20 protein-coding genes are annotated in these 25,131 nt (G+C 63.2%); 7 read left to right on the forward strand and 13 right to left on the reverse strand.

Features of this window, described 5'->3' with window-relative positions:
* Positions 1 to 132: 132 nt before the first annotated feature.
* The 8 genes from RX330_RS35080 to urtA all read right to left on the reverse strand — a co-directional run bounded on the left by RX330_RS35080 (position 133) and on the right by urtA (position 7,887).
* A complete protein-coding gene (locus tag RX330_RS35080; protein ID WP_317241550.1) occupies positions 133 to 1,173 on the reverse strand; it encodes an aliphatic amidase in 1,041 nt (346 codons plus the stop codon).
* 43 nt (positions 1,174 to 1,216) lie between these two features.
* Positions 1,217 to 1,594, reverse strand: a complete 378-nt coding sequence (locus RX330_RS35085) for an FmdB family zinc ribbon protein (RefSeq protein WP_212083804.1) — start codon at positions 1,592 to 1,594, stop codon at positions 1,217 to 1,219.
* Between the two features lie 97 nt (positions 1,595 to 1,691).
* Positions 1,692 to 2,921 carry a formamidase gene (gene fmdA, locus RX330_RS35090; protein WP_254140991.1) on the reverse strand — a complete coding sequence of 410 codons (1,230 nt, stop codon included), beginning with the start codon at positions 2,919 to 2,921 and terminating at the stop codon, positions 1,692 to 1,694.
* Positions 2,922 to 2,948: 27 nt separating this feature from the next.
* On the reverse strand, positions 2,949 to 3,638 hold the full coding sequence (urtE, locus tag RX330_RS35095; RefSeq protein WP_317241551.1) for an urea ABC transporter ATP-binding subunit UrtE: 690 nt from the start codon (positions 3,636 to 3,638) through the stop codon (positions 2,949 to 2,951).
* 11 nt (positions 3,639 to 3,649) lie between these two features.
* Positions 3,650 to 4,405, reverse strand: coding sequence for an urea ABC transporter ATP-binding protein UrtD (urtD, locus tag RX330_RS35100; protein WP_212083793.1), 756 nt, complete (start codon positions 4,403 to 4,405; stop codon positions 3,650 to 3,652).
* A gap of 12 nt (positions 4,406 to 4,417) precedes the next feature.
* On the reverse strand, positions 4,418 to 5,557 hold the full coding sequence (gene urtC, locus RX330_RS35105; protein WP_212083791.1) for an urea ABC transporter permease subunit UrtC: 1,140 nt from the start codon (positions 5,555 to 5,557) through the stop codon (positions 4,418 to 4,420).
* 17 nt (positions 5,558 to 5,574) lie between these two features.
* The gene (urtB, locus tag RX330_RS35110; RefSeq protein ID WP_317241552.1) at positions 5,575 to 6,501 is read right to left on the reverse strand and encodes an urea ABC transporter permease subunit UrtB; all 927 of its coding nucleotides are present in this window, start codon (positions 6,499 to 6,501) and stop codon (positions 5,575 to 5,577) included.
* Between the two features lie 126 nt (positions 6,502 to 6,627).
* A complete protein-coding gene (gene urtA / locus RX330_RS35115) occupies positions 6,628 to 7,887 on the reverse strand; it encodes an urea ABC transporter substrate-binding protein (RefSeq protein WP_212083787.1) in 1,260 nt (419 codons plus the stop codon).
* Between the two features lie 168 nt (positions 7,888 to 8,055).
* Between urtA and RX330_RS35120 the strand changes: the two genes are divergently transcribed.
* Both RX330_RS35120 and RX330_RS35125 read left to right on the forward strand, forming a co-directional pair.
* Positions 8,056 to 11,427 (forward strand): ATP-binding protein, encoded by a 3,372-nt coding sequence (locus tag RX330_RS35120; RefSeq protein WP_317241553.1) that lies wholly within the window; start codon positions 8,056 to 8,058, stop codon positions 11,425 to 11,427.
* Entirely contained in the window at positions 11,411 to 12,337 is a 927-nt protein-coding gene (locus RX330_RS35125) for a response regulator (RefSeq protein WP_212083783.1), read from the forward strand. Before RX330_RS35120 ends, RX330_RS35125 begins: the two co-directional genes overlap by 17 nt.
* A gap of 235 nt (positions 12,338 to 12,572) precedes the next feature.
* Here RX330_RS35125 and RX330_RS35130 read toward each other — a convergent pair whose 3' ends face one another.
* Together RX330_RS35130 and RX330_RS35135 are read right to left on the reverse strand one after the other, a co-directional pair.
* Positions 12,573 to 14,075 (reverse strand): flavin-containing monooxygenase, encoded by a 1,503-nt coding sequence (locus RX330_RS35130; protein ID WP_317241554.1) that lies wholly within the window; start codon positions 14,073 to 14,075, stop codon positions 12,573 to 12,575.
* Positions 14,076 to 14,199: 124 nt separating this feature from the next.
* On the reverse strand, positions 14,200 to 14,958 hold the full coding sequence (locus RX330_RS35135; protein WP_212083779.1) for a S1 family peptidase: 759 nt from the start codon (positions 14,956 to 14,958) through the stop codon (positions 14,200 to 14,202).
* A 111-nt stretch (positions 14,959 to 15,069) separates the two neighbouring features.
* Between RX330_RS35135 and RX330_RS35140 the strand changes: the two genes are divergently transcribed.
* Positions 15,070 to 15,705: an HAD-IA family hydrolase gene (locus tag RX330_RS35140; protein WP_317241555.1), complete on the forward strand. Its 636-nt coding sequence runs from the start codon at positions 15,070 to 15,072 to the stop codon at positions 15,703 to 15,705.
* Between the two features lie 120 nt (positions 15,706 to 15,825).
* On the opposite strand, the gene mtnA is transcribed toward RX330_RS35140, so the two are convergent.
* The 3 genes from mtnA to RX330_RS35155 form a co-directional block, all read right to left on the reverse strand.
* A complete protein-coding gene (gene mtnA / locus RX330_RS35145) occupies positions 15,826 to 16,932 on the reverse strand; it encodes an S-methyl-5-thioribose-1-phosphate isomerase (RefSeq protein ID WP_317241556.1) in 1,107 nt (368 codons plus the stop codon).
* A 30-nt stretch (positions 16,933 to 16,962) separates the two neighbouring features.
* Positions 16,963 to 17,838: an S-methyl-5'-thioadenosine phosphorylase gene (locus tag RX330_RS35150; RefSeq protein WP_212083774.1), complete on the reverse strand. Its 876-nt coding sequence runs from the start codon at positions 17,836 to 17,838 to the stop codon at positions 16,963 to 16,965.
* A 265-nt stretch (positions 17,839 to 18,103) separates the two neighbouring features.
* On the reverse strand, positions 18,104 to 18,376 hold the full coding sequence (locus RX330_RS35155; RefSeq protein WP_212083773.1) for a phosphopantetheine-binding protein: 273 nt from the start codon (positions 18,374 to 18,376) through the stop codon (positions 18,104 to 18,106).
* Between the two features lie 358 nt (positions 18,377 to 18,734).
* Between RX330_RS35155 and RX330_RS35160 the strand changes: the two genes are divergently transcribed.
* The 4 genes from RX330_RS35160 to RX330_RS35175 all read left to right on the forward strand — a co-directional run bounded on the left by RX330_RS35160 (position 18,735) and on the right by RX330_RS35175 (position 25,093).
* Complete coding sequence (locus tag RX330_RS35160; protein WP_317241557.1) at positions 18,735 to 19,952, forward strand: acyl-CoA dehydrogenase family protein; 1,218 nt, start codon at positions 18,735 to 18,737, stop codon at positions 19,950 to 19,952.
* A gap of 54 nt (positions 19,953 to 20,006) precedes the next feature.
* A complete protein-coding gene (locus RX330_RS35165; RefSeq protein WP_317241558.1) occupies positions 20,007 to 20,987 on the forward strand; it encodes an amino acid--[acyl-carrier-protein] ligase in 981 nt (326 codons plus the stop codon).
* On the forward strand, positions 20,968 to 21,900 hold the full coding sequence (locus tag RX330_RS35170) for an acyl-CoA acyltransferase (RefSeq protein ID WP_317241559.1): 933 nt from the start codon (positions 20,968 to 20,970) through the stop codon (positions 21,898 to 21,900). The genes RX330_RS35165 and RX330_RS35170 overlap by 20 nt, the downstream gene beginning before the upstream one ends.
* Before the next feature lie 325 nt (positions 21,901 to 22,225).
* Positions 22,226 to 25,093, forward strand: a complete 2,868-nt coding sequence (locus RX330_RS35175; protein ID WP_317241560.1) for a PAS-domain containing protein — start codon at positions 22,226 to 22,228, stop codon at positions 25,091 to 25,093.
* The last annotated feature ends 38 nt before the right edge of the window (positions 25,094 to 25,131 follow it).

Genomic DNA, 25,131 nt, shown 5'->3' on the forward strand with positions numbered 1-25,131 from the left:
TTGCAGCCGCGCCACGCTTTTGCCGAACGCCATTCTCATCCTGAGCATACACGGATGCGTCAGACTGTCCGCCCATATGGACGGCTGTTCACATCGGGAGCGGATCATCGATCTCGTGGCGCCAGCAAGGGCTCAATAGTTGCTCGGAGCCGACCCATTCGGGATGCCGTCGATCGGACACTCGTCGGTCCCCGGCGTCGAGCGGGTCATGGCCTCGACCATGTCGCGCGTGCCTTCGGGATCGGCGATCCAGTTCTTGTAGAAGTCATACGGACAGGCGGCGACGCCGCGCGGGCTTTCGCCGGAATTGATCATGCCGGTGTAGCCGCGGTGGACCAGCTTGTAGAGGTGGTTCTGCGACTGGCAGTTGCGGCGCGCGTCGCGGATGAGATTTTTCGAGAGCTGCGCGTACTGGATGCCGTACTCCTCCTCCCCGCACTCGCCGAGCGTGCGGCCATCGAAGCCGATGATCGCGGAGTGGCCGAAATAGGAATAGACGCCGTCGAAACCGGCGGCATTGGCAACCGCGACATAGACGTTGTTGGCCCACGCCATGGCCTTGGAGATCAGGACCTGCTGCTCCTTGGCCGGGTACATGTAGCCCTGGCAGCGCACGATCAGCTCGGCGCCCTTCATGGCGCAATCGCGCCAGATTTCCGGAAAATTGCCGTCGTCGCAGATGATCAGGCTGACCTTCATGCCTTTCGGGCCTTCAGAGACATAGGTGCAATTGCCGGGATACCAGCCCTCGATCGGCACCCACGGCATGATCTTGCGGTACTTCTGCACGATCTCGCCCTTGTCATTCATCAGGATCAGGGTGTTGTAGGGCGCCTTGTTGGGGTGCTCCTCATGGCGCTCGCCGGTCAGCGAGAACACGCCCCACACCTTCGCCTTGCGACAGGCCTCGGCGAAAATCGCCGTCTCTTCACCGGGCACGGCGGAGGCCGTCTCGTACATCTCCTTGGAGTCGTACATGATGCCTTGGGTGGAATATTCCGGGAAGATCACCAGATCCATGCCGGGCAGTCCGGCCTTCATGCCCACCAGCATGTCGGCGATCTTGCGGGCGTTGTCGAGCACCTCGGCCTTGGTATGCAGGCGAGGCATCTTGTAGTTGACCACTGCGACGCCGACGGTGTCGTTGCTGCTGGAAATGTCGCCGTGAAGCATTGGGCCGCTCCTGTCTCTTATTCGTTTGAGGTTGCCGCGAAAGTCAGTGGCTGATCATCCAGGGCCGCGCAGTGGGGAAACCCTTGGCCCCGCTCCCGGACTTGGTCATCAGCCGCGCGGGCTTCTTTTTGTCAGTGGTGCTCTTGTCCTTCACCGTCTTTCCCGACGAGCAGCAACCGCAACCGGGACCATGCGAAGCCTTGTATTGCGCCAGCGTCTGCGGCGCATGGGTGCTGCGCTCGTTGACGGCATGCGCCTTGCGCTTGTCGGCGGGCATGCAGAAGAAGTTCGGCGCGGTCAGGATCACGCGCGGCGCCATGGTCTCGCAGTGCGGGCAGCTCTGCGGATCGTCGCATTCCGCCATCGGGCGAAGATCCTTGAAGGGCCCGCAATCGTCACAGAGATATTCATACACCGGCATCGCATCGTCCTTACGATCTTGCGTGTTCACACTTCGCTGCCACCATTCGTGCGGCGACAGCCTCTCCCCGTGAGAACGGGGAGAGGGAGGGCGCCGACTATTTGTCCGGCGAAATCGGCATCTGGATATCGCCGGTGATGTGCTTGATCGGGCCTGCCGCCGACGGCATCACGTCGAAGTCGAAGATCTCCGTCGGCAGCCATAGCGTGGCGCAGGCGTTGGGCACGTCGACCACGCCGGAGATGTGGCCCTGGCACGGCGCGGTGCCGAGGATCGAATAGGCCTGGGCGCCGGAGTAGCCGAACTTCTTCAGGTATTCGATCGCGTTGAGGCAGGCCTGGCGATAGGCGATGTGGACGTCGAGATAGTGCTGCTTGCCCGCCTCGTCGACCGAAATGCCTTCGAAGATGAGATAGTCCTTGTAGTTCGGCGTGATCGGCGACGGCTTGAAGATCGGGTTCTTGATACCGTATTTGGCCATGCCGTCCTTGATCACCTCGACCTTGAGATGCAGCCAGCCGGCCATTTCGATGGCGCCGCAGAAAGTGATCTCGCCGTCCCCCTGGCTGAAGTGCAGATCGCCCATCGAAAGACCCGCGCCGGGCACATAGACCGGGAAGTAGATCTTCGAGCCGCGCGAGAGATCCTTGATGTCGCAATTGCCACCATGCTCGCGCGGCGGCACGGTGCGCGCGCCTTCGGCGCCGATCTTCGCCTTCACGTCACCCTTGGCGCGGCCGCCATGAGCGGTCGGCGCGAACGGCGGATTGGCCAAGCCAGGCACGCGCGTCGGGTTGGTCGAGATCAACTCGGCCTCGCGCTTGTTCCAGGTCTCGAGCATCTTGGGATCGGGCAGACAGCCGATCAGGCCGGGATGGATCAGGCCAGCGAAATTCACGCCAGGCACGTGACGCGACGAGGTGTAGAGGCCCTTGATGTCCCAGATCGACTTCTGCGCCAGCGGGAAGTGATCCGTGAGGAAGCCGCCGCCGTTCTGCTTGGAGAAGAAGCCGTTGAAGCCCCAGAGGCTCTCTTTCATCGGACCGACGTCGAGCAGATCGACGACCAGGAGATCACCCGGCTCGGCGCCCTTGACGCCGATCGGGCCGGACAGGAAGTGCACGATCGACAGGTCGATGTCGCGCACGTCATCCGCCGAATCGTTGTTCTTGATGAAGCCGCCGGTCCAGTCGTAGGTCTCGATGATGAAATCGTCGCCGGGATTGACCCAGGCCACGATCGGGATGTCGGGGTGCCAGCGGTTGTGCACCATGTCATTTTCGTAAGCGGACTTGGTGAGATCGACCTTGATCAGTGTCTCTGGCATCGAGATGCTCCCCTTTTACACGGTTGGTTAGACGGACAGATATTTCGAAACCTGCGCGGCATCGACGGCGTCGCGCGGATCGTCGCGCACGATCTCGCCGTTCTCGATCACCAGCACGCGGTCGGCGATCTCGAGCGCGAAGCTCAGGACCTGCTCGGACACCACGATCGAGAGCCCCTTCTCGTCGCGGATGCGCTTCAAAGTGCGCGCCATCTCCTTGATGATCGAGGGCTGGATGCCTTCGGTCGGCTCGTCCAGCAGCAAAACCTTTGGTTTGGTTGCGAGCGCACGGGCGATCGCGAGCTGCTGCTGCTGACCACCGGAGAGATTGCCGCCGCGGCGACCCTTCATCTCGAGCAGGACCGGAAACAATTCATAGATATCGCCCGGCACCTCGGATCCGCCCGAGACGACGAGCCCGGTCTCGATGTTCTCCTGCACCGTCATGGTCGAGAAGATCATGCGACCTTGCGGCACGTAGGCGAGGCCCTTGGCGACGCGCTCGTAGCTCTTGAGGTTTCCGAGCTCGGCACCGTCCATGGCCACCGAGCCGCTTTTGGCCGGCAGGATGCCCATCAGCGACTTCATCAGCGTGGTCTTGCCCATGCCGTTGCGGCCCATGATCGCCACGATCTCGTTGGGCGCGACCTTGACATTGAGCCCGTGCAGCACCTCGCTCTGGCCGTAGGCGACGTGGAGATCGGAAATTGCCAGCATCGGTGCGCTCCTTAGTGGCCCAGATAGACTTCGACGACCTTGGGATCGTTCTTCACCTTCTCCATCGTCCCCTCGGAGAGGATCTGACCCTGGTGCAGCACGGTGACCTTGTGGGCGATGTCCTCGACGAACTTCATGTCGTGCTCGATCACCAGCACAGAACGGTTCTTGATGATGCGGTTGAGCAGTTCGGCGGTCTTGGCGCGCTCGGAGACGCTCATGCCGGCGACGGGCTCATCCAGCATCAGCAGGTCTGGGTCCTGGATCAGAAGCATGCCGATCTCGAGCCACTGCTTCTGGCCGTGGCTCAGCTCGTCGGCATAGGTGTTGAGCTTGTCCTTGAGGAAGATCATCTCCGCGACCTCCTCGACCCGGTCCTTCACGGGCTGGTCGCGCTTGAAGGTCAGCGAGCCGAATACGGTACGACCGCGCGGGAACGAGATCTCGAGGTTCTCGAACACGGTGAGATCCTCGAACACCGACGGCGTCTGGAATTTGCGCCCGACGCCGGTCTGGACGATCTCGTTCTCCTTCATCTTCGTGAGCTCCTTGCCACGAAACTGAATCGAGCCCGAGGTCGCCTTGGTCTTGCCGCAGATCAAATCGAGCACCGTGGTCTTGCCGGCGCCGTTGGGACCGATGATGACGCGAATCTCGTTCTCCTCGACATAAAAGGAGAGATCATTGACCGCCTTGAACCCGTCGAACGAGACGGTCAGGCCGGAGACGGCGAGCAGGAATTCCTTGGGCTGATGACCGACGAGCATGACCTATCTCCCTCACTCTGCCGGCGCGCCGTCGGCGACCGAGCTTCCGTTCCAGTCGGGTTTCGGCTTGCGTGAGCCAAACAGCCGATCGATGCGCGGCTGCACGTAGTCAGCCCAGAGCCCGGACAGACCGTTCGGGAAGGCGAGCACGACCGCGATGAACAGCGCGCCGAGGCCGAACAGCCAGAGTTGCGGGAAGGATTCGGACAGGCTGGTCTTGGCGAAATTCACCAGGAGGGCGCCCCATATCGCGCCGAAGATCGACATCCGTCCGCCGACGGCGGTGTAGATCACCATCTCGATCGACGGCACGATGCCGACGAAGGACGGCGACATGAAACCGACATTGAGCGCGAACATGGCGCCTCCGATCGCGGCGAAGACCGCGGCCATGCAAAAGGCAAAGATCTTGAAATTGGCAACGCTGTAGCCGGAGAAGCGGACGCGGTCCTCCTGTTCGCGCATCGCCACCAGGATGCGGCCGAGCTTGGTCAGGCGGATGAACTGCGCGATGCCGATGCAGGCGAACAGCAGCACCACCTCGACGAAATACAGGATGACCTTGGCGTGGTCGGGCCGGATGTCCCAGCCCTTGAGCGTGCGCAAATCGGTCATGCCGTTGATGCCGCCGGTATAGCCCTGTTGTCCGACGATCAGGATGGTGAGGATGGCCGCGACGGCCTGGGTGATGATCGCGAAGTACGTGCCGCCGACACGGCGCTTGAACATCGCGGTGCCGATGATCAGGGCAAACAGACCCGGGACCAGGATGATGGCGAGGATCGTGAAGGTGAGGCTGTGAAAGGGCTGCCAGAACAGCGGCAATGACGTGATCTGGTTCCAGTCCATGAAATCGGGGATACCGGGCGTCGACTGGATCTTGGTGTTCTCGACGCTCGAAGCCTCGAGCTTGAGGAACATCGCCATGCAATAGCCGCCGAGGCCGAAGAACACGCCCTGGCCAAGGCTCAGGATGCCGCCATAGCCCCAGCACAGCACCAGGCCGAGCGCGACAAAAGCGTAGGTCAGGTATTTCGCGACCAGATTGAGGCGGAACACGTCCAGCGTCAGGGGCAGGATCACGAACAGCACGGCGGCCAGGGCGATGAAGCCCATGAGTTCGGATCGATTGAAGAAGCGTGAGTTGATCATGACTTGCCTGCTTCCTGCTATTTGCGAACCTTGAGGGCGAAAAGACCCTGCGGCCGCAGCATCAGGATGCCGACAACGGCGAGCAGCGTGAGCACCTTGGCCATCGAGCCCGACATGAAGAATTCGAGCGTGGATTGCGTCTGCGAGATCGAGAAGGCCGAGGCGATGGTGCCGAGCAGGCTCGCGGCGCCGCCAAACACAACCACCAGGAACGTATCGACGATGTAGAGCTGCCCGGACGTCGGCCCGGTCGAGCCGATCATGGTGAAGGCGCTGCCGGCGATTCCGGCGATGCCGCAACCGAGGCCGAACGTGTAGCGGTCGACTTTTTCGGTGTTGATGCCGACGGCGCCGGCCATGATGCGGTTCTGCACGACAGCGCGCACCTGGCGGCCCCAACGCGATTTGTACATCACGTAGGCGACCGAGATCGTGATCAAAACGGTGAGACACATCACGAAGACGCCGTTGATCGGCACTTCGATGCTCTCAGTGACATGCAGCGAGCCCAGCATCCACTGCGGCAGCTCGACCCCGACCTCGCGCGCGCCGAAGACGGAGCGATAGGCCTGCTGCAGCATCAGGCTGAGACCCCAGGTGGCGAGCAGCGTATCGAGCGGGCGCTTATAGAGGTGACGTATCAGTACCCATTCCACCAGCATTCCCAGCGCGCCGGATGCGACAAAGGCCAGGATCATCGCGAGGAAAAAGTAGCCGCTGAACAGGCTTGGCAGATGGGCCTGGAAGAGATTGGAGGTCATCCAGGTAACGTAGGCCCCGAGAATCATGAACTCGCCATGGGCCATGTTGATGACGCCCATCTGGCCGAAGATGATGGCGAGCCCGAGCGCCATCAGGACATAGACCGAGAACAGGATCAGTCCGGCAAACCCCTGCATGACGAAAATGGAGCCGAGATCACCAAGCGAGTAGTCGCCGAACATCGATGTCCTCCGTCAGGGAAAGGGTCCCGCGTCGCGAGCAGGTTCGCGACGCGGGGTCTTGAGCGTGGATTTGCGGTCCACGCCAGGGAGCTCGTTGGTGTTGGGAGAAGCGCGGTCGAGTTGCGCTTACTGGTAGCCCTTCGGGAACGGATCCGGCTCGACGAGATCGGCGGTCTCGTAGATCAGCTCGAACTGGCCATCGAGCTTGGCGCGTCCCACCCGGGTCTTCGACCAGAGGTGATGATTCTCGTGGATCCGCACGTAGCCTTCCGGTGCCCCCTTGAACTCGACGCCCGGCGAGGCTGCTGCGATCTTGTCGACGTCGAAGGAGCCGGCCTTCTCGACGGTCAACTTCCACAGCCACGGCCCGAGATAGGCAGCCTGGGTGACGTCTCCGATGACAGTCTTCTCGCCCCACATCTTCTTGAACGCCGGCACGAAGGCCTTGTTGTTCGGATTGTCGAGCGTTTGGAAGTATTTCATGCAGGCATAGGCGCCCGCGATGTTCTCGCCGCCGATGCCGTCGATTTCGTCTTCGGTGACCGAGATCGTCAGCAGCGCCTGCTTGGAGAGGTCGATGCCGGCCGCCTTGAGCTGCTTGTAGAAGGCGACGTTCGAGCCGCCGACGACGTCGGTGAAGATCACGTCGGGCTTGGTCAGCTTGATCTTGTTGATGACCGAGTTGAACTGGGTGCTGCCGAGCGCATAATACTCCTCGCCGACGACCTTGCCCTTCAGCACGTTCTCGACGTGCTTGCGCGCGATCTTGTTCGAGGTGCGCGGCCAGATGTAGTCGGAGCCGATGAAGAAGAACGACTTGGCGCCCTTTTCCTTGGCGATCCAGTTCAGGCCGGCCAGAATCTGCTGGGTCGCTTCCTGGCCGGTGTAGATGACGTTCTTGGACTGCTCGAGGCCTTCGTAGAAGGTCGGGTAATAGAGCATGCCGTTATACTGCTCCATGACCGGCAACACGGCCTTGCGCGAAGCCGAGGTCCAGCAGCCCATGATCGCCGCGACCTTGTCGTTGACGAGCAGCTTCTTGGCCTTTTCAGCGAAAGTCGGCCAGTCGCTGGCGCCGTCTTCCTGGATGAACTTGATCTTGCGCCCGAGCACGCCGCCGGCCGCGTTGATCTGCTCGATGGCGAGCTTTTCGGCCTCGATCGAGCCGGTCTCGGAGATCGCCATGGTGCCGGTCGCGGAGTGCAAGATACCGACCGTGACCTCGGTATCCGTCACCGCAAGACCCGTGGTGTTGACCGCAGAGGTCGCCGGGGCCTGCGCAAAGGATCCCCGCGGCAGCATCGTGATGGCCGGAACAGCGGCCATTCCCATCAATAATTTGCGCCGGAGCGGCGACAACAGGCCCTTGTTTTCTTCGTCCGACATGAGCACCCCACTTTTGTTCGAGAACACGCAATTGGCGCTGTGAGGATGGCTCGGATTTATGCAGCGCAAGCATACGCAAGATCGCGTATACTGCACCGCAAAATGCCGACGTAGGCTTTTGGTACGGAATTTGCGAGGGCTCGGGTCCGTATCGGGAGTGGGGTCAGAGTGGCAGGGCGGCAGCGAATAGACCGCGTCAGGCGCCAGTATAACCAATGGGTTGCCAACCAGACGCTGGAAGACTACGCGCTGCGCTTCACGGCCAAGAGCGCGCGTCGCTGGTCGGCCGCCCGGGTCGCCAACACCGCGTTGGGCGCGATCTCGTTCCTGGCGATGGAGGCGATCGGCGGCACCATCACCCTGAACTACGGCGTCACCAACGCGACCGCCGCCATCCTGGTGGTCTCGACCATCATCTTCTGCTGTGGCGTGCCGATTGCTTATTATGCCGCCAAATGCGGCATCGACATCGACCTGCTGACGCGGGGCGCCGGCTTCGGCTACATCGGCTCGACCGTCACCTCGCTGATCTACGCGTCCTTCACCTTCATCTTCTTTGCGATCGAAGCCGTGATCCTCGCGTCTGCGCTCGAAATGTGCTTCGGGATTCCGCGGCCGATCGGCTATCTCCTCAGCGCCGTCGTCATCATCCCGCTGGTGGCCTATGGCATCACGCTGATCAGCCGCTTCCAATTGTGGACGCAGCCCCTCTGGATCGTGCTCCACATCATTCCGTTCGCGGCGATCGCCTGGCACAACCCGCGCTCCTTCACGGAGTGGCGCAAGTTCTCGGGCGAGCACGGCGATCTCAACGGACATTTCGACCTGCTGCTGTTCGGAGTTGCGGCCTCGGTGGTGTTTTCGCTGATCGCGCAGATCGGCGAGCAGGTCGACTTCCTGCGATTTCTGCCGCGGGACCGCCGGGCGTCCAGGGCCTCCTGGTGGATAGCGCTCATGAGCGCCGGGCCAGGCTGGATCGTGCTCGGCGCGTTGAAACTTCTGGCCGGCTCGTTTCTCGCCTTCTTCGCGCTCAGCCACGGGGTGCCGCCCGAGGAGGCCGCCGAGCCGGCGCACATGTATCTCGAAGCGTTCCGCTACGTGCTATCGCAGCCTGATCTTGCGCTGGCATTGACCGGCACGTTCGTGATCCTGTCGCAAGTGAAGATCAACGTCACCAACGCCTATGCCGGCTCGATCGCGTGGTCGAATTTCTTCTCGCGCTTGACCCACAGCCATCCCGGCCGCGTCGTCTGGCTGGTCTTCAACGTCATCGTGGCGCTGCTGCTGATGGAGATCGGCGTCTACAAGGCCCTGGAGCAGACGCTGGCGCTCTATTCCAACGTCGCGATCGCCTGGGTCGGCGCGCTGGTCGCGGATCTCATCGTCAACAAGCCGCTTGGATTGCGGCCGCAGCAGATCGAGTTCAAGCGCGCCCATCTCTACGACGTCAATCCGGTCGGCGTCGGCGCGATGACAATCGCGACCATCATCTCCATCAGTGCCTTTTACGGCCTGTTCGGACCTACCGCGAAGGCGCTGTCAGCCTTCATCGCGCTCGCGGTCGCCTTCATTGCCGCACCGTTGATCGCCTGGGCCACAGGCGGCAAGTACTACATCGCACGCAAGCCGAAGCGAAGCTGGCAGAACCTCGAAGCCATCCAGTGCTGCATCTGCGAGCACTCGTTCGAACCGGAAGACATGGCGTCCTGCCCCGCTTACGCCGGGCCGATCTGCTCCTTGTGCTGTTCGCTCGACGCCCGCTGCCACGATCTCTGCAAGCCGCACGCGCGGATCCAGGCGCAGGTGTCGGAGACGCTGGGCAAGCTGATGCCGCAGCCGATCTACGCAAGGATCAACTCGCAACTCGGCCAGTATATCGGCGTTTTCGTGGTCTCCGCCGGCCTCGTCGCGCTGGTGCTGGGCCTGATCTATCTGCAGACCTCGGCGAGCGTGCATGGCGAGAACGTGCTGGTCTCCGACGTGCTCTGGAAGGTGTTCTTCTCGCTCAGCATCATCATCGGCGTGGTGGCCTGGCTGTTCGTGCTGGCGCAGCAGAGCCGCCGCGCGGCTGAAGCCGAGACGCGGCGACAGACCACACTGCTGATCCAGGAGATCGACGCGCACAAGCGCACCGACGCCGAACTCCAGCGCGCCAAGGAGGTCGCCGAATCCGCCAACCTCGCCAAGAGCCGCTATGTCGTGGGCCTTAGCCACGAGCTTCGCTCGCCGCTGAATGCGATCAGCGGTTATGCGCAACTGCTCGAGCAGGACGCGACGCTGAGCACCAAGCCGCGCGATCAGGTTCGCGTCGTCCGCCGCAGCGCCGACCACCTCTCCGGCCTGATCGACGGCATTCTGGATATTTCCAAGATCGAGGCGGGGCGGCTGTATCTGTCGCGCGACGAGGTGCGCCTCAGCGAATTCCTCGACCAGCTCGTCGGCATGTTTCGCCTTCAGGCCGCCGCCAAGGGCATCGATTTCTTGTTCCGGCGGCCGCCACACTTGCCGGTCGTGGTCTATGCCGACGAGAAGCGGCTGCGCCAGGTGCTGATCAACCTGCTCTCCAACGCGATCAAGTTCACCCAGACCGGCAGCGTGCAGTTCGTGGTGCACTATCGCAGCCCCGTCGCCGAGTTCGAGGTGATCGATACCGGCCCCGGCATCCAGAGCGACGATCTCGAGCGCATCTTCGCGCCCTTCGAGCGCGGAGCGCTCGGTGTCTCGCAGCCGCAGACCGGCACCGGGCTTGGCCTGACCATCAGCCGCCTGCTCGCCGGCGTGATGGGCGGCGATATCAAGGTCTTGAGCAAGGTCGGCTCCGGCTCGACGTTCAAGGTCAAGATCCTGCTGTCGGAGGTGACCAATCCCCAGCGCATCGCGCCGGTGGAAGCCCCGGTCTCCGGCTATCACGGCGCGCGCAAGACCATCCTCATCACCGACGACGATCCCGTTCATCGCGACCTCCTGCGCGAGGTGCTGACGCCGCTCGGCTTCATCCTGCTCAGCGCCCCCGACGGGCCCGGCTGCCTCGCGCTGGCGCAGCATTGCCGGCCCGACCTGTTCCTGCTCGACATTTCGATGCCCGCCATGGACGGCTGGGCCGTCGCGGAGGCCTTGCGCGCGAGCGGCCATCACCAGGCGCGCATCCTGATGGTCTCGGCGAGCGCCTTGGAGGCTCACGGCACCCCGCTGGCGCAGCCTTTCCATGACGGCTATCTGATGAAGCCGATCGACATCCCGCGGCTGCTGGAGACGATCCGCCAGCTCCTAAGGCTCGAATGGCAGTATGGCTCGGACGAAATCGCAGTGCCGTTCTGGCGACCGGAGAGCGGATCGAGGCCGCCGGTGCGGCATATCGAGGCGCTGATCGGGCTGGGCCAAATCGGCTACGTCAAGGGCATTCAGTTGAAGCTGGACGAGATTGGCAGCGAGCACCCGGAGCATGCCGACTTCGTCGCGCAGATGCGGTCGCTGGTCGACCGCTTCGATCTCGACCAGTACATGGACACATTGAAAACATTGCATGCGCATGAGCATTGAGTCGAAGAAGCGCGACGTCGCGCTCGTTGTGGATGACTCTCCCGAAACGCTTCGGCTGCTGACCGATGCGCTCGACGGCGCCGGCATGACGGTGATGGTGGCGCTCGACGGCGCGGCCGCGATGCGCATCATCGACCAGATCACGCCCGACATCATTCTGCTCGACGCCGTGATGCCGGGCATCGACGGCTTCGAGACCTGCCGCCGGCTCAAGCGCGATGCGGGTCTTGCCAATGTCCCTGTCATCTTCATGACGGGCCTTGCCGAGACCGAGCATATCGTGCGCGGCCTTGAAGCCGGCGGCGTCGACTACGTGACCAAGCCGATCGTGATCGAGGAGATGCTGGCGCGCATTCGCGTCCATCTCGGCAATGCCCGGTTGACGCAGAGCGCGCGCGCAGCGCTAGACGTCTCCGGCCGCTTTCTGTTCGCGGTCAACCGCCAGGGCAATTTGCTATGGGCGACGCCACAGGCGCAGAAGCTGATGTCCGACCATCAGGGCGCACAGCCCGACGACTTCGTCCTGTCGCCATCACTGCTGCAATGGCTGGAACAGGCCAAGGTTAAGGGCAGCTCGAAATCTCAGGCGGCCTCCTTGCCCGAGAACCCCCAACTCCGGCTCTATTACATGGGCGAAACCGCGCCGAACGAGTTTCTGCTGCGGCTCTCCCGGGAATCCGGCACCGCACTGCCCCCCGAATTCACCAGCGAACTCGGCCTCACCACCCGCGAGGGCGAGGTACTGGCTTGGCTCAGCAAGGGCAAGACCAACCGCGACATCGCGCAGATCCTGGGTCTCAGCCCGCGCACGGTCGACAAGCATCTGGAGCAGATCTACGCCAAGCTCGGGGTGGAGAATCGAACGGCAGCCGCGGCAATCGCAACGAACGCGACGCGAAGGAATTCGTAGTGGTGGTGGGAATGAGAACGCCGCTCACCCAGCGAACAGTGTCGTCCCGGACAAGCGCAGCGAAGCGGAGCGCTGATCCGGGACCCAGCCACGGGGAGACATTTGACAAAGACTCGGAGTTACCAGCTCGCTCCCTAACTATTCCCTGTCGTTATGGGTCCCGAGTTCGCTTCGCGCCCCGGGACGACGGTGGAGTGTGTGGTGACAGTAGTCGCCCCTCACCCACGAACGCCCCTCACCCGTAAACAAACGCCTTGTCGTCCAGATCCGTCTTCGGGATCTCGTCCTTTTCGGTCCAATAGTCCTGGCTGTGCTGCCATTCCGGCTTGTCGCCGCGCTTGGGCAAGAGGTCCATGTTGCGTATCATGTAGCCGGGGTTGAAGTTTTCCGGATCGATCCAGGGCAGGATCGGCATGTTGTGGTCCTCAGCACGCAGCTTGACCTCGACCTTTTTGGCACCCTTGGCCTTCATGTGGCCGAGCAGCCGGCAGACGAAATCGGCGACGAGGTCGACGCGCAGCGTCCAGCTGGCGCGGAAATAACCAAACACCCAGACCATGTTCGGCACGCCCGTGAACATCATGCCGCGGTAGGTGACTGTGTCGCCGAAGGCGAGCGGCTTGCCGTCGATCTCGAAGGCGATGTCGCCGAGGGCCGCGAGGTTGAAGCCGGTCGCGGTGACGACGACATCGGCTTCCAGTAACTTTCCGGATTTGAGCTGGATTCCGTTCTCCACGAAGCACTCGATCTCGTCGGTGACGACGGAGGCCTTGCCGCTGGCAATCCCCTTGAAGAGGTCGGCGTCGGGCACGAACGCAATGCGCTGCCGCCACGGCCGGTATGTCGGCGTAAAGTGCGTCTCGACGTCATAGTCCGGACCTAGGACCGCGCTGATCTGGCCAATGAGCTCCTTCTTGACCTGCTCGGGCTTTGACACGCAGAGTTTCGTGAAAGCATCCTGTTCGAACAGGATCTTGCGTCGCACGATCTCGTGGATCCATTCCTCGTCGACCTGGAGCCGGCGCAACTCCTCCGCTATTTCGATGGCGTTGCGGCCCAGCCGGAAATAGGTCGGCGAGCGTTGCAGCATGGTGACGTGCGCGCACTTGTCCGCGATGTTCGGCACCAGCGTTGCCGCCGTCGCGCCCGAGCCGATCACAACCACCTTCTTGCCCGCGAGGTCGATATCGTCAGGCCATGTCTGGGGATGGACGATGCGGCCCTTGAACCGGTCCATGCCCTTCCATTCCGGCGTGTAGCCTTCCGAATGGCGATAATAGCCCTGGCACATCCAGAGGAAGTTTGCGGTGAACGTCCTGCGCTCGCCGGCGTCGGTCGTCACCGCCTCGATGGTCCAGAGATTTTGCTTGCTCGACCAGCTCGCGGAATTGATCTTGTGCTTGTAGCGGATGTGCCTTGCGAGGTCGTTATCCTCGATGACCTCGTTCATGTAGGACAAGATCTCCTCGGCGGTCGCGATCGGCGGACCGACCCACGGCTTGAAGCTGTAGCCGAAAGTATGGAGATCGCTGTCGGAACGAATGCCGGGATAGCGATGCGTGCTCCAGGTGCCGCCAAACGTTTCCTGGGTCTCCAGGATGACGTAACTGGTGCCCGGCAGCTGCTTTTCGATGTGATAGGCGCTGCCGATGCCGGAGATGCCGGCGCCGACGATCAGCACGTCGAAATGTTCGGAAGCTTGCTTGGTGGCGGTGTGACCGCGAACAGCGACATTCATTGTTGCTTCTATGCCTTGCTTGCTTTTGTGGCCGCCCTTGATGGACGACGCGTTTCCTCCGCGGCCGGCATGATCACCCGACGCGCTTCCGCTTCAAAATGACATAGATCAAGTCGCGGTCAAATCACAGCGCCGCACCCCAGCTCCGCGCCGTCTGCAAGATCCAGTCGCGGTAGAGCGTGAGCGGCGTGACGCCAGTTAGCCCGCCGCAGCCGGCAGCGCCGTTCGGCCCGGTGGACCAGCTGATGAGGCCGACCAGCACGGCACCATTCGGCTTGTCCTCGAACACAGGACCACCGGAATCACCGGTGCAGGCGCCAATTCCGTCGCGAACACCGTTGGTTACGGGATCGACCAGCCGGATCTGAAGCGTCCCGGGCTGGCCGGTGGCGACAAGCGCGGCAACACGCGTGATGCCGCCGCTCTTGCCATCGCCACGAGCGGTGACGCCGATGCCGGCGATGGTAAAACGGCCGCCGACCCGAATTGGAATTTGCGGCATGCCGACCGGCACCGTGGATTTTCCCTTGAGTGGAATTTCCAGTTGCAGCAGCGCCACGTCCGCGGTGGCGCGGTGCGACTGCATCGCCTGCATGTTGAAGTTCGGGTGGATCGCGACCGTGCGCACGTTCGTCAATTGCGGCTGGCCGTCCATTCCGCGATCGACGATCTTATAGTCAGCGCCGGGCTGCACGCAGTGAGCGACGGTGAGCACGAGCCTCGGCGCGATCAGGCTGCCGGTGCAGAAATTGCCGCGCGAGCCGACGATGGTGACGACGGCACGCGCGACACCATCCGCCTGCGGCGTGCCGCCGCCGACGATGGCCTGCGCGGGCGTGGCGAGCAGCAGAGCAGCCGCGGCGAATGTCGCAATCGTCTTCATGGGGAACATGTCTCGGCCGTCGGTTCGGTGAGCGCCTGAATTTGCTTCGGACTGGCCCTTGCCGATAGCGCATGCTAGCCCTCTTGGAAAGGAATTGACGGGGGGCAGGAATTGGCGATCCAAGCTGTGATCTTTGATTTTGGCGGCGTGCTGACGAGTTCGCCGTTCGAGGCCTTCGCGCGATTCGAGGCGGAGCGCGGACTGCCCACCGACATCATACGGCGGACCAACGCCGCCAACCATCTGGAAAACGCCTGGGCCAAATTCGAGCGCGCCGAGGTGGATATCGACACGTTCGATCACTTGTTCGCCGAAGAATCCCGTGCACTCGGCGCCGAGGTGCGCGGACGCGACGTGGTATCGCTGCTGCAGGGCGATCTGCGCCCCGAGATGGTCGAGGCCCTGAAGCGCATCAAGGCGAAATTCAAGACCGGCTGCATCACCAACAACCTCCCGGCCAATGCCATTGGCAGCATGACCGGACGCTCGCTCTACATTGCCGAAGTCATGGTGCTGTTCGATCACGTGATCGAGTCCGCCAAGATCGGCCTGCGCAAGCCCGACCCGCGCATCTACGAGATGATGGTGGAGACCCTGAAGGTCGATCCGAGCGACTGCGTCTATCTCGACGACCTCGGCGTCAACCTGAAGCCCGCCCGCGAGATGGGCATGACCACGATCAAGGTCGCGAGCGGCACGCAGGCGATCGCCGAGCTTGAGCAGGCGACGGGGTTGAAGCTGAGCTAGCGCGTCATTCTCCGTCATTGCGAGCGCAGCGAAGCAATCCAGACCGTTTCCGCGGAAAGACTCTGGATTGCTTCGCTACGCTCGCAATGACGGTGTGGGACATCTCGCCTGGCAAACTGCCTACTCCGCCGCAGGGGCGATGCGCTCCGGAAACGCTGCTGCCAGCGCAGCACGATCCGGCTTCAGCACACCGCGCTCGGTGATGAGGCCGGTCACGAGCCGCGCCGGTGTCACGTCGAAGGCGTAGTTCGCGACCGGCGAACCCTCGGGGACGATACGCACCGTCTCCAACCTTCCATCTGCCGTGCGGCCGGTCATGTCGGTAACCTCGACGCCGCTGCGCTGCTCGATGGGAATGTCGCGGATACCGTCCTGGACGGCGAAATCGATCGTCGGTGACGGCAGTGCGACGTAGAACGGTACGCCGTTGTCGTGCGCGGCGAGCGCCTTCAGGTAGGTACCGATCTTGTTGCAGACGTCGCCATTGGCAGCAACGCGGTCCGTGCCGACGATGGCGAGGTCGACCATGCCATGCTGCATCAGGTGCCCGCCGGTGTTGTCGGGGATCACCGTGTGCGGCACGCCGTGATGGCCGAGCTCCCAGGCGGTGAGGGAGGCGCCCTGGTTGCGCGGACGCGTCTCGTCGACCCAGACATGGATCTTGACGCCGCGCTCATGCGCAAGATAGATCGGCGCCGTCGCCGTGCCCCAGTCGACGGTGGCGAGCCAGCCGGCGTTGCAATGGGTGAGGACGTTGACCGTCTCACCCGGCTTCTTGGCCGCAATCGCCTCGATCAGCTTCAGGCCGTTGCCCGCAATGCCGCGGTTGATCTCGACATCCTGCTCGACGATTTCGTCGGCGCGAGCGTAGGCCGCCTCGGCTCTTTCAATCGGATCAATCGGCGCCAGCGCCGCGCGCATCTCATCCAGCGCCCATTTCAGATTGATCGCCGTCGGCCGCGCCACGACGAGCGTATCGTAAGCGCGCTTCAGCCCGGCATCGGAGGCGTCCTCGCGCATGGCGAGCGCCATGCCATAGGCCGCGGTCGCACCGATCAGCGGTGCGCCGCGCACCAGCATGTCGCGAATGGCAACAGCGGCGTCTTCACACGATGTCAGCTTCGCGACGACGAACTCGTGCGGCAGCCGGCGCTGGTCGATCGCGCCGATCGACCAGCCGTCGCCTTCGCGCCAGATGCTGCGGAAATGCTTGCCGTCGACCTTCATGGCATTCTGCCTTTTCGTCCTTCTTGCGCCTCAACCGCGCAGGATGCGCCCGGCTACCGCATCGAGCTTCTTCAGAAGCTCGGGGTCCCTCGCCTCGGGCGCCGTGATCAGCGCCGTGTCGAGCGCACGGTCCGAGCCGATCGGACACGGCTCGTGCTCGCGCGGGAAATCCTTCGCCAACCGCGCCACCAGGGCCTTCGCCTTGTCGGCATTCGACGTCAGCACACGGATGATGTCCTGAACGGTGACGGCATCGTGGTCGGGATGCCAGCAGTCGAAATCCGTCACCATTGCAACGGTGGCGTAACAGATCTCCGCCTCGCGCGCGAGCTTCGCCTCGGGCATGTTGGTCATGCCGATCACCGAATAACCCAGCGTCTTGTAGGTCATGCTCTCCGCGTATGTGGAGAATTGCGGCCCTTCCATGCAGACATAGGTCCCGCTACGCCCGATTGCGATGCCCTCGGCCTCGGCTGCTGCGGCCAGGTGAATGCGCAGCCGCGGCGAGACCGGATGCGCCATCGACACATGCGCGACGCAGCCCCGGCCGAAGAACGAACTCTCGCGCTTGTGGGTGCGGTCGACGAACTGATCGACGAGAACGAACGTGCCGGGCGGCAGTTCCTCTTTGAAGGAACCGCAGGCCGACAGCGAGATCAGGTCGGTGACCCCGGCGCGCTTCAACACGTCGATGTTGGCGCGATAGTTGATGTCGGAGGGTGAGAGACGGTGGCCCTTGTCATGTCGCGGCAGGAACACGATTGGCAGGCCCGCGATGGTGCCACGCCTTAAGGCCGCCGACGGCTCACCCCAGGGGCTCTCGATCACCTCTTCGCGCGCACCCTCGAGGCCCGGCAGATCATAGATGCCCGAGCCGCCGATGATGCCCAATACCGCCTGCGTCATACCTGCTCCACCCTATCGGCCCCGTGCGACATGGTTAAGCTATGCCAGTTTTGGAGCGGTTTTGGAACGGGGGTGGGGGAATGATGCCGGTGGTGTGAGGAGCAATGATGCCCGGGCCTCACACTCAGTGTCGTCCCTGCGAATGCAGGGACCCGTAACCACAGGCCGTCGTTTGGCGGAGACTCATCGTTCGGTACTTCGACCGTCAAAGGTCGATAGATTCCGCGGCACGGGTCCCTGCATGTGCAGGGACGACACCGCTTGCTTAAGCCGCGTTCGCCAGCCGCAGCTGGGTCGTGACCATGCGCTCCAGCGTCTCGACGGACTGGAAGTTCTCCGGAGTGATCTCGGATTGTGGGATGGTGAAGTCGAACTCGGCTTCCACCCCGAGCATCAGATTGACCATGTCCATCGAGGTCAGGCCGACGTCGACGAGCTTGGCAGACGGCGTGACGTCGGCGGTGAGCGAATTCTGTTCGAGGATGCCCTTCACCAGCTTGATGATGCGATTGCGCAATTCGGTATCAAAGGCTTGCATCGGCAAATTCCCATGTGTCTGTCAAAAGGTCGGACCGGCTTCCGGCTACGATGGGCACAGCCTGCCGGTCCCGCAATGGGCGGCACTCATACTTCGCGTTTCTTAGTAAACGATGACTCAGATTGTCTGGAATTCGGGCTTCTTCCGGATTCCTAACGTGGTGCTGGAAAAACGGGAGAGGCAAACAACCCGGCCTTAACTGTTTGTTCGGAATTCGACTTTGTTTACCTTCTATTTCATCGACGAATTTGAATTAAATCCGTAGCCTCGTCTCACAAGCAAAGATGGCCGGAGGATCGCTGACGCGCATCGTGAATGATGCCGGCGATCTCGAACGGCGAACCGGAGGCGGACGAGCATGAACGTGCGTGAAGCGGTCCTCACTGTCGACGAAACGCAGACGAGCTTCCTGGAGCAGGGGCCCTCTCTGATCGAACGGGCAGCCCGGACTGCAGCCGCTGCGGCGGCCGACGCCGATGGGGTCGATCGCGACGCTCGTTTCCCGCGCAAGGCTTTCGAGGTCGCGCGCGAGCAAAAACTGCTCGGCGTCATGATCCCGGTCGAGTTCGGCGGCTTCGGTGCCTCCATCTACGACGTCACCGACATCTGCTACACGCTCGGACGCGCCTGCGCCTCGACCGCTATGATCTACGCGATGCACCAGACCAAGGTCGCCTGCGTCGTCAGGCACGGCCACGGCATCCCCTGGATGGAAACCATGATGCGCCGGGTCGCCCGCGACCAGTGGCTGCTCGCCTCCTCCACCACCGAGGGCCAGAACGGCGGCAACATCCGCGCCAGCGCCGCCGCCGTCGACCACGCCGGTGACACGGTTTCGCTGGTGCGTGACGCCACCGTGATCTCCTACGGCGCCGAGGCCGACGGTCTCGTCACCATCGCCCGCCGCGCCACCGAGGCCGCCGCCTCCGACCAGGTGCTGCTGGCGCTTGCCAAGGACGATTATTCGCTGAAGCGGACGCTGGGCTGGGAAACGCTCGGCATGCGCGGCACCTGCTCGACCGGCTTCGAGCTGAAGGTTGATTGCCCCGCCGACCGGGTCTTCCCCGAATCCTACGACAAGATCCACGCCCAGACCATGACGCCGTTCGCACATCTTTGCTGGTCCTCGGCCTGGGCCGGCATCGCCGCCGCGGCCGTGACCCGCGCGCAGGCCTTCATCCGCAAGGCGGCCCGCAGCTCCGGCGGCCAGATGCCCCCGGCCGCGGCGCACTTCGCCGCCGCCAAGATGTCGCTGGCCAAGCTGCGCGCGCTGATCGCTGCCAACACCGACGCTTTCGCCCGCGCCGAGCATGACGAGCGCGCGCTCGGCTCGCTCGACTTCCAGTCCTCGATCACGCTTCTGAAGGTGCAGGCCTCCGAGCTCGCGGTCGAGACCGTGATGCATGCGATGCGCACTTCCGGCCTCTCCGGCTACCGCAACGACGGCGAGTTCACCATGGGGCGGCACCTCCGCGACGTGCTGTCGTCCCCGATCATGATCAACAACGACCGCATTCTGGCCAATGCCGCGACATCGACGCTGATGAGCGGCGTGCCGACCAGCCTTCGTGATTGAGTGCTTTGCGACTGAACCAACAAGAACAATTTTGAGATAGCAGGATATCGACCCATGAACATTGCCGTCCTCCCCGACTCGCCCGCGACCGCGCCGCAGATGATTGATCCCCTCGATCACCTCGCCGACAAGCTGTTCCACCGCATGGGCGCCGACGGTGTCTATGCCCGTACCGCACTCTATGAAGGCATCGTCGAGAAGCTCGCTACGCTGATCACGAGCCATCGCGAGTCCGGCACCGAGGTCATGCGCTTTCCCCCGGTCATGAGCCGGGCTCAGCTGGAGAAATCCGGCTACCTCAAGAGCTTTCCGAACCTGCTCGGCTGCGTTTGCGGCCTGCACGGGACCGAACGCGAGATCAACGCCGCGGTGAGCCGCTTCGATGCCGGCGGCGACTGGACCTCATCGCTCTCGCCGGCCGATCTCGTGCTGTCGCCGGCGGCTTGCTATCCGGTCTATCCGATCGCGGCGAGTCGCGGACCCTTGCCGAAGAGCGGCCTGCGTTTCGACGTCGCCGCGGATTGCTTCCGCCGCGAGCCGTCCAAGCATCTCGACCGGCTGCAATCGTTCCGAATGCGCGAATATGTCTGCATCGGCAGCCCCGACGACGTCGCCGATTTCCGCGAGCGCTGGATGGTGCGCGCGCAGAAGATCGCGACCGATCTCGGCCTCACCTTTCGCGTCGACTATGCCAGCGACCCCTTCTTCGGCCGCGTCGGCCAGATGAAGGCGGTGAGCCAGAAGCAGCAGCAGCTCAAGTTCGAGCTCCTCATTCCGCTGCGCTCGGAAGAGCAGCCGACGGCCTGCATGAGCTTCAACTATCACCGCGAGCATTTCGGCACGACCTGGGGAATCCAGGACGCCAACGGTGAGCCAGCCCACACCGGGTGCGTCGCCTTCGGCATGGACCGGCTGGCTGTCGCCATGTTCCACACCCACGGCACCGACCTTTCCGCCTGGCCCGCCAAGGTGCGTGACGTCCTGGGCCTGCAGTCGCAGGTCACGGCCGACGCCCATGTCGAAGGCTGGCGCTAACCAAACGAGGCCTGTCATTTCCACGGGTAAGACGAGCGCGATTCACACCAAGGTGCGATGCCGCGAGATTACCGAGTCCGACGCGGAAGCGATCGCGGACCTGTTGACGCGCGGCTTCGTGGGCCGCTCGCGCGACTATTGGATCCAGGGTCTGCGCCGGCAGGCCTTCCGCTCCGTGCCGGAGGGCTATCCGCGCTTCGGCTACATGCTCGATAGTGACGGCACGCCGGTCGGCGTGCTGCTGCTGATCTACACCACACGCAAGAACGGCGAAGAGACCGCCATCCAGTGCAACCTGTCGAGCTGGTATGTCGATCCGGCCTACCGCAACTATGCCCCGCTGCTGACCAAGATCGCGCAGCGGCACAAGGACGTGACCTATTTCAACATCAGTCCGGCGCCGTGGACCTGGCCGATCATCGAAACGCAGGGCTTTCAGGCCTATTGCCGCGGCCTATTCTTCTCGGTCCCTGCACTGGCGCGCGTCCCGCGCTGGAGCAAGATCGAGGTCATCTCGCCTCATGCCAAGACGATCGAAGGGCTCTCCGAAGCAGAGACCGAGCTCCTGACACGGCACGCGCGCTACAACTGCCTCAGCTTCGTCTGCCGCACGCCGAAGGGAACATTCCCCTTCATCCTGCAACCTGTGCGCATCCGCCGCGGCTTCATTGCGCCTCCTGCGATGAAGCTGATCTACTGCCGCAGCGCTGCCGAATACGTCGCTTGCGCAGGCCGCATCGGCCGGCTGCTGCTCCGGCTCGGCAAGATCTCGGTGGCGATCGATTCCAACGGCCCGATTCCCGGCCTCGTCGGTATTTATACAGAGCGGCGCGGTCGGAAATATTTCAAGGGCCCGCATCGGCCACAGCTCGGCGATCTCACGGATACGGAACTCGTGTTGTACGGGCCGTAGGTTGTCGTCCCTGCGAACGCAGGAACCCATACCGCGTGATCTATCTCGAAGCCACGATGGTGGTACCGCAGGAAGGTCCGTTCACTTCCAATCTTCGCCAAATTCCTTCCTGTAGTTGCGAGTCCCTGCGTTCGCAGGGATGACACCTTATATGTTGCGTCCTCCCGGCCAACTCTTGCGGGCACCTCGGCAATCAAGACCCGCTATCCATCCCGGTCACCCTCCGTAAACTACCGCGCTTAAGGGAATTTTCCCGCCTCTTCGCTACGCTCGGTGGCTGAACTAGGTTGCGTTAATCTATTGCCCGCCGAGACCTGCCGAACCCATGACGTCGACCCGCGACAATGAGCTTGGTGCACGCCGCGAGCAGGGCCCGGAGGCCCTGGTCGCGCTGAGCCAGCTTGCGCTCGACCACATGGAGCAGGGCGTCTGCGTCTACGATGCCGACAACCGCATCGTGCTGATCAATCAGAGCTACTTGTCGCTGTTCGACATGTCGCCCGACATCGTGCGGGTGGGCACGAGTTACCGCGAAGTACTCGCGCACAGCGCCGAACGCGGCAACTTTCCGGAAGGCGAGCTCGACGCGCTGTATTCGGCGCGGATCGCGCAGATCGCAGGGGGAAAGCCGTTCCGGACCGAGCAGCGTCTTGGAACCGGTCACGTCATGTCGCTCGAGCTGAAGCCGCTTCCCGGCGGCGGCTGGATGACGATCTGCGACGACGTCAGCCGTCTCGCCCGCCTCGAAGCAGAATTGCGCGTGCAGACCGAGCGCAGCCAGCACGCGCTCTCCAACATGTCGCACGGCCTCATCATGTACGATGCCGAGAGCCGCGTCGTCGTCTGCAACGAACGTTTCCTGAACCTCTACAACCTCGACCCCGAGATCGTGAGGCCAGGGGTCCCGCATTCCACGGTGATCGACCATTGGGTGTCGCGCGGCAATTCGCCGGGCATGCCGGCCGACGAATTCCAGAGCTCCAGGTTGGAGGACGTGCGCGCCAGAAAGGCGAAATCCCTGCTGGTGATGCGTTATGACGGACGGATGGTGCAGGCGGTCTCGCGCTTCCTGCCCGACGGCGGCTGGGTGACCGTGCACGAGGACGTCACGGAGCGGCTGCAATATGAGGAAACGCTGAGGCAGCAGAACTTCATCCTCGACGCGGCTCTGGAGAACATGGCGCACGGGCTCGCCTTCTACGACAGCGATATGCGCCTGCGCGTCTGCAACACCACCTATCGCGAGATCTTCCGGCTATCGCCGGAGGAGACCAGGGCCGGCACACATCTCTCCGAGCTGATCGAGCGGTCGATTGCGAACGGCGCCTTTGCTTCCGAATACAGCACTCAACAACTGCTGGAAGCAGCTCGCGCGAGAATCGCGGGCCGCGATTCTTCGCCGATGCGCCGGCGCATGTCCAACAGCACCGTGATCTCGGTCCGCTATTGCACACTGGCTGAGGGCGGCTTCGTCGCCACCTATGAGGATATCACCGAGCGGGAACACGCGATCGAGGAGCTGAGCGAACAGTACCGGCGTTTCGACGCGGCGCTGAACAACATGAGCCAGGGCCTGTGCATGCTCGATGCGAGCCTGCGCGTGATCGTCTGCAATCGCCGCTATATCGAGATGTACGGACTGTCGCCTGATATCGTGAAGCCCGGCGTCTCGATGCGCGAGATCATGGAGCACAGCTGCGAGCTCGGCATCCACCCGAACATGACGGGCGCCAGGCTTTATGCCGACTACGTCGAACGGCTCCGCGAAGGCGAGCATACTCTGCACCGGCATTTGAACGACGGCCGCATCATCAAGCTCAATCACAAACGCATGGAGCTGGGCGGCTGGGTCGTCACCTATGAGGACGTCACCGAGCGTCACAAGGCCCAGGCCCGCGTCGCGCATATGGCGCGCCACGATTCGCTCACCGACCTGCCCAACCGCACGCTGTTCCGCGAGAAGATGGGCGAGGGACTGAACCAGGTCGCGATCGCCGGCGGCGCGATGGCGGTGCTGTGCTTCGACCTCGACAATTTCAAGACCGTGAACGACCGCCTCGGCCATGCCGCCGGCGACCGCCTGCTGCGCTGGGTCGCAGCGCGTCTGAAGGAGAATGTTGGCGAGCACGACACCGTCGCACGCCTCGGCGGTGACGAGTTCGCGGTGCTCCAGCGCGGACCGCAGCCGCAATCGGCGGAAAAACTCGCCCGGCGCCTGGTCGAGGTCATCGGCCACCCTCCACCGCTGGGAAACCAGTCGATCCATGTCGGCGCCTCGGTCGGCATCGCGATCGCGCCCGACCACGGGCTCGATGCCGACGAGTTGATGAAATGCGCCGACCTTGCGCTGTACCAGGCCAAGGCCAAGGGGCGCGGCGCCTATCAGCTGTTCGAGCCCGAGATGGAAGAAGAGGCGCGCAGCCGGCACGCACTGGAGCACGATCTGCGCAGCGCGCTCGAGGCGCGCGAGTTCCATCTGGTGTTCCAGCCGCAGATGCGGCTCGATTCGTCCGAGCTCACCGGGTTCGAGGCGCTGCTGCGCTGGAAACATCCCTCCCGCGGTTTGGTCTCTCCCGCCGAGTTCATTCCGATCGCCGAGGAGAACGGGCTGATCGTTCCGATCGGCGAATGGGTGCTGCGCAGCGCCTGTGCGACCGCCGTGTCCTGGCCCGACGTCACCGTCGCGGTGAACTTGTCGCCGGTGCAGTTCCGCTCGCGCGGGCTGGTGACGATGGTCACGAGCGCGCTGGCCGAAGCGGGCCTGCCGCCGCAGCGGCTCGAGCTCGAGGTCACCGAGACGGCGCTGCTCGACGACAGCGAGGCGACGATCGAAATCCTGCACCAGCTCCGCGCGCTGGGAGTACGCGTCAGCCTCGACGATTTCGGGGTCGGCTATTCCTCGCTGAGCTATCTGCGCAAATTTCCGTTCGATCGCATCAAGATCGACCGCTCCTTCGTCGGCACGCTCGGCGAATGTCCGGAGAGCGTGGCCATCGTCCGCACCATCGCAAGCCTTGGCTCCGTGCTCGGCGTCGAAACGACGGCGGAGGGTGTGGAGACCGAGAAGCAACTCGACTTCGTCCGCGAATGCGGCTGCACCGCCGTGCAAGGCTATTATTTCGGCAAGCCCTGCCCCGCATCGGAGGTCGGCCGCACCATCGAGACGCTGAACACGGTCCGGCGCGTGGCGTAGCGCCGCGGCGGCTCCCCTCAAATTCCGTATCTCGGCAA

This window comes from Bradyrhizobium sp. NDS-1, from assembly GCF_032918005.1.
Taxonomy (GTDB): domain Bacteria; phylum Pseudomonadota; class Alphaproteobacteria; order Rhizobiales; family Xanthobacteraceae; genus Bradyrhizobium; species Bradyrhizobium tunisiense.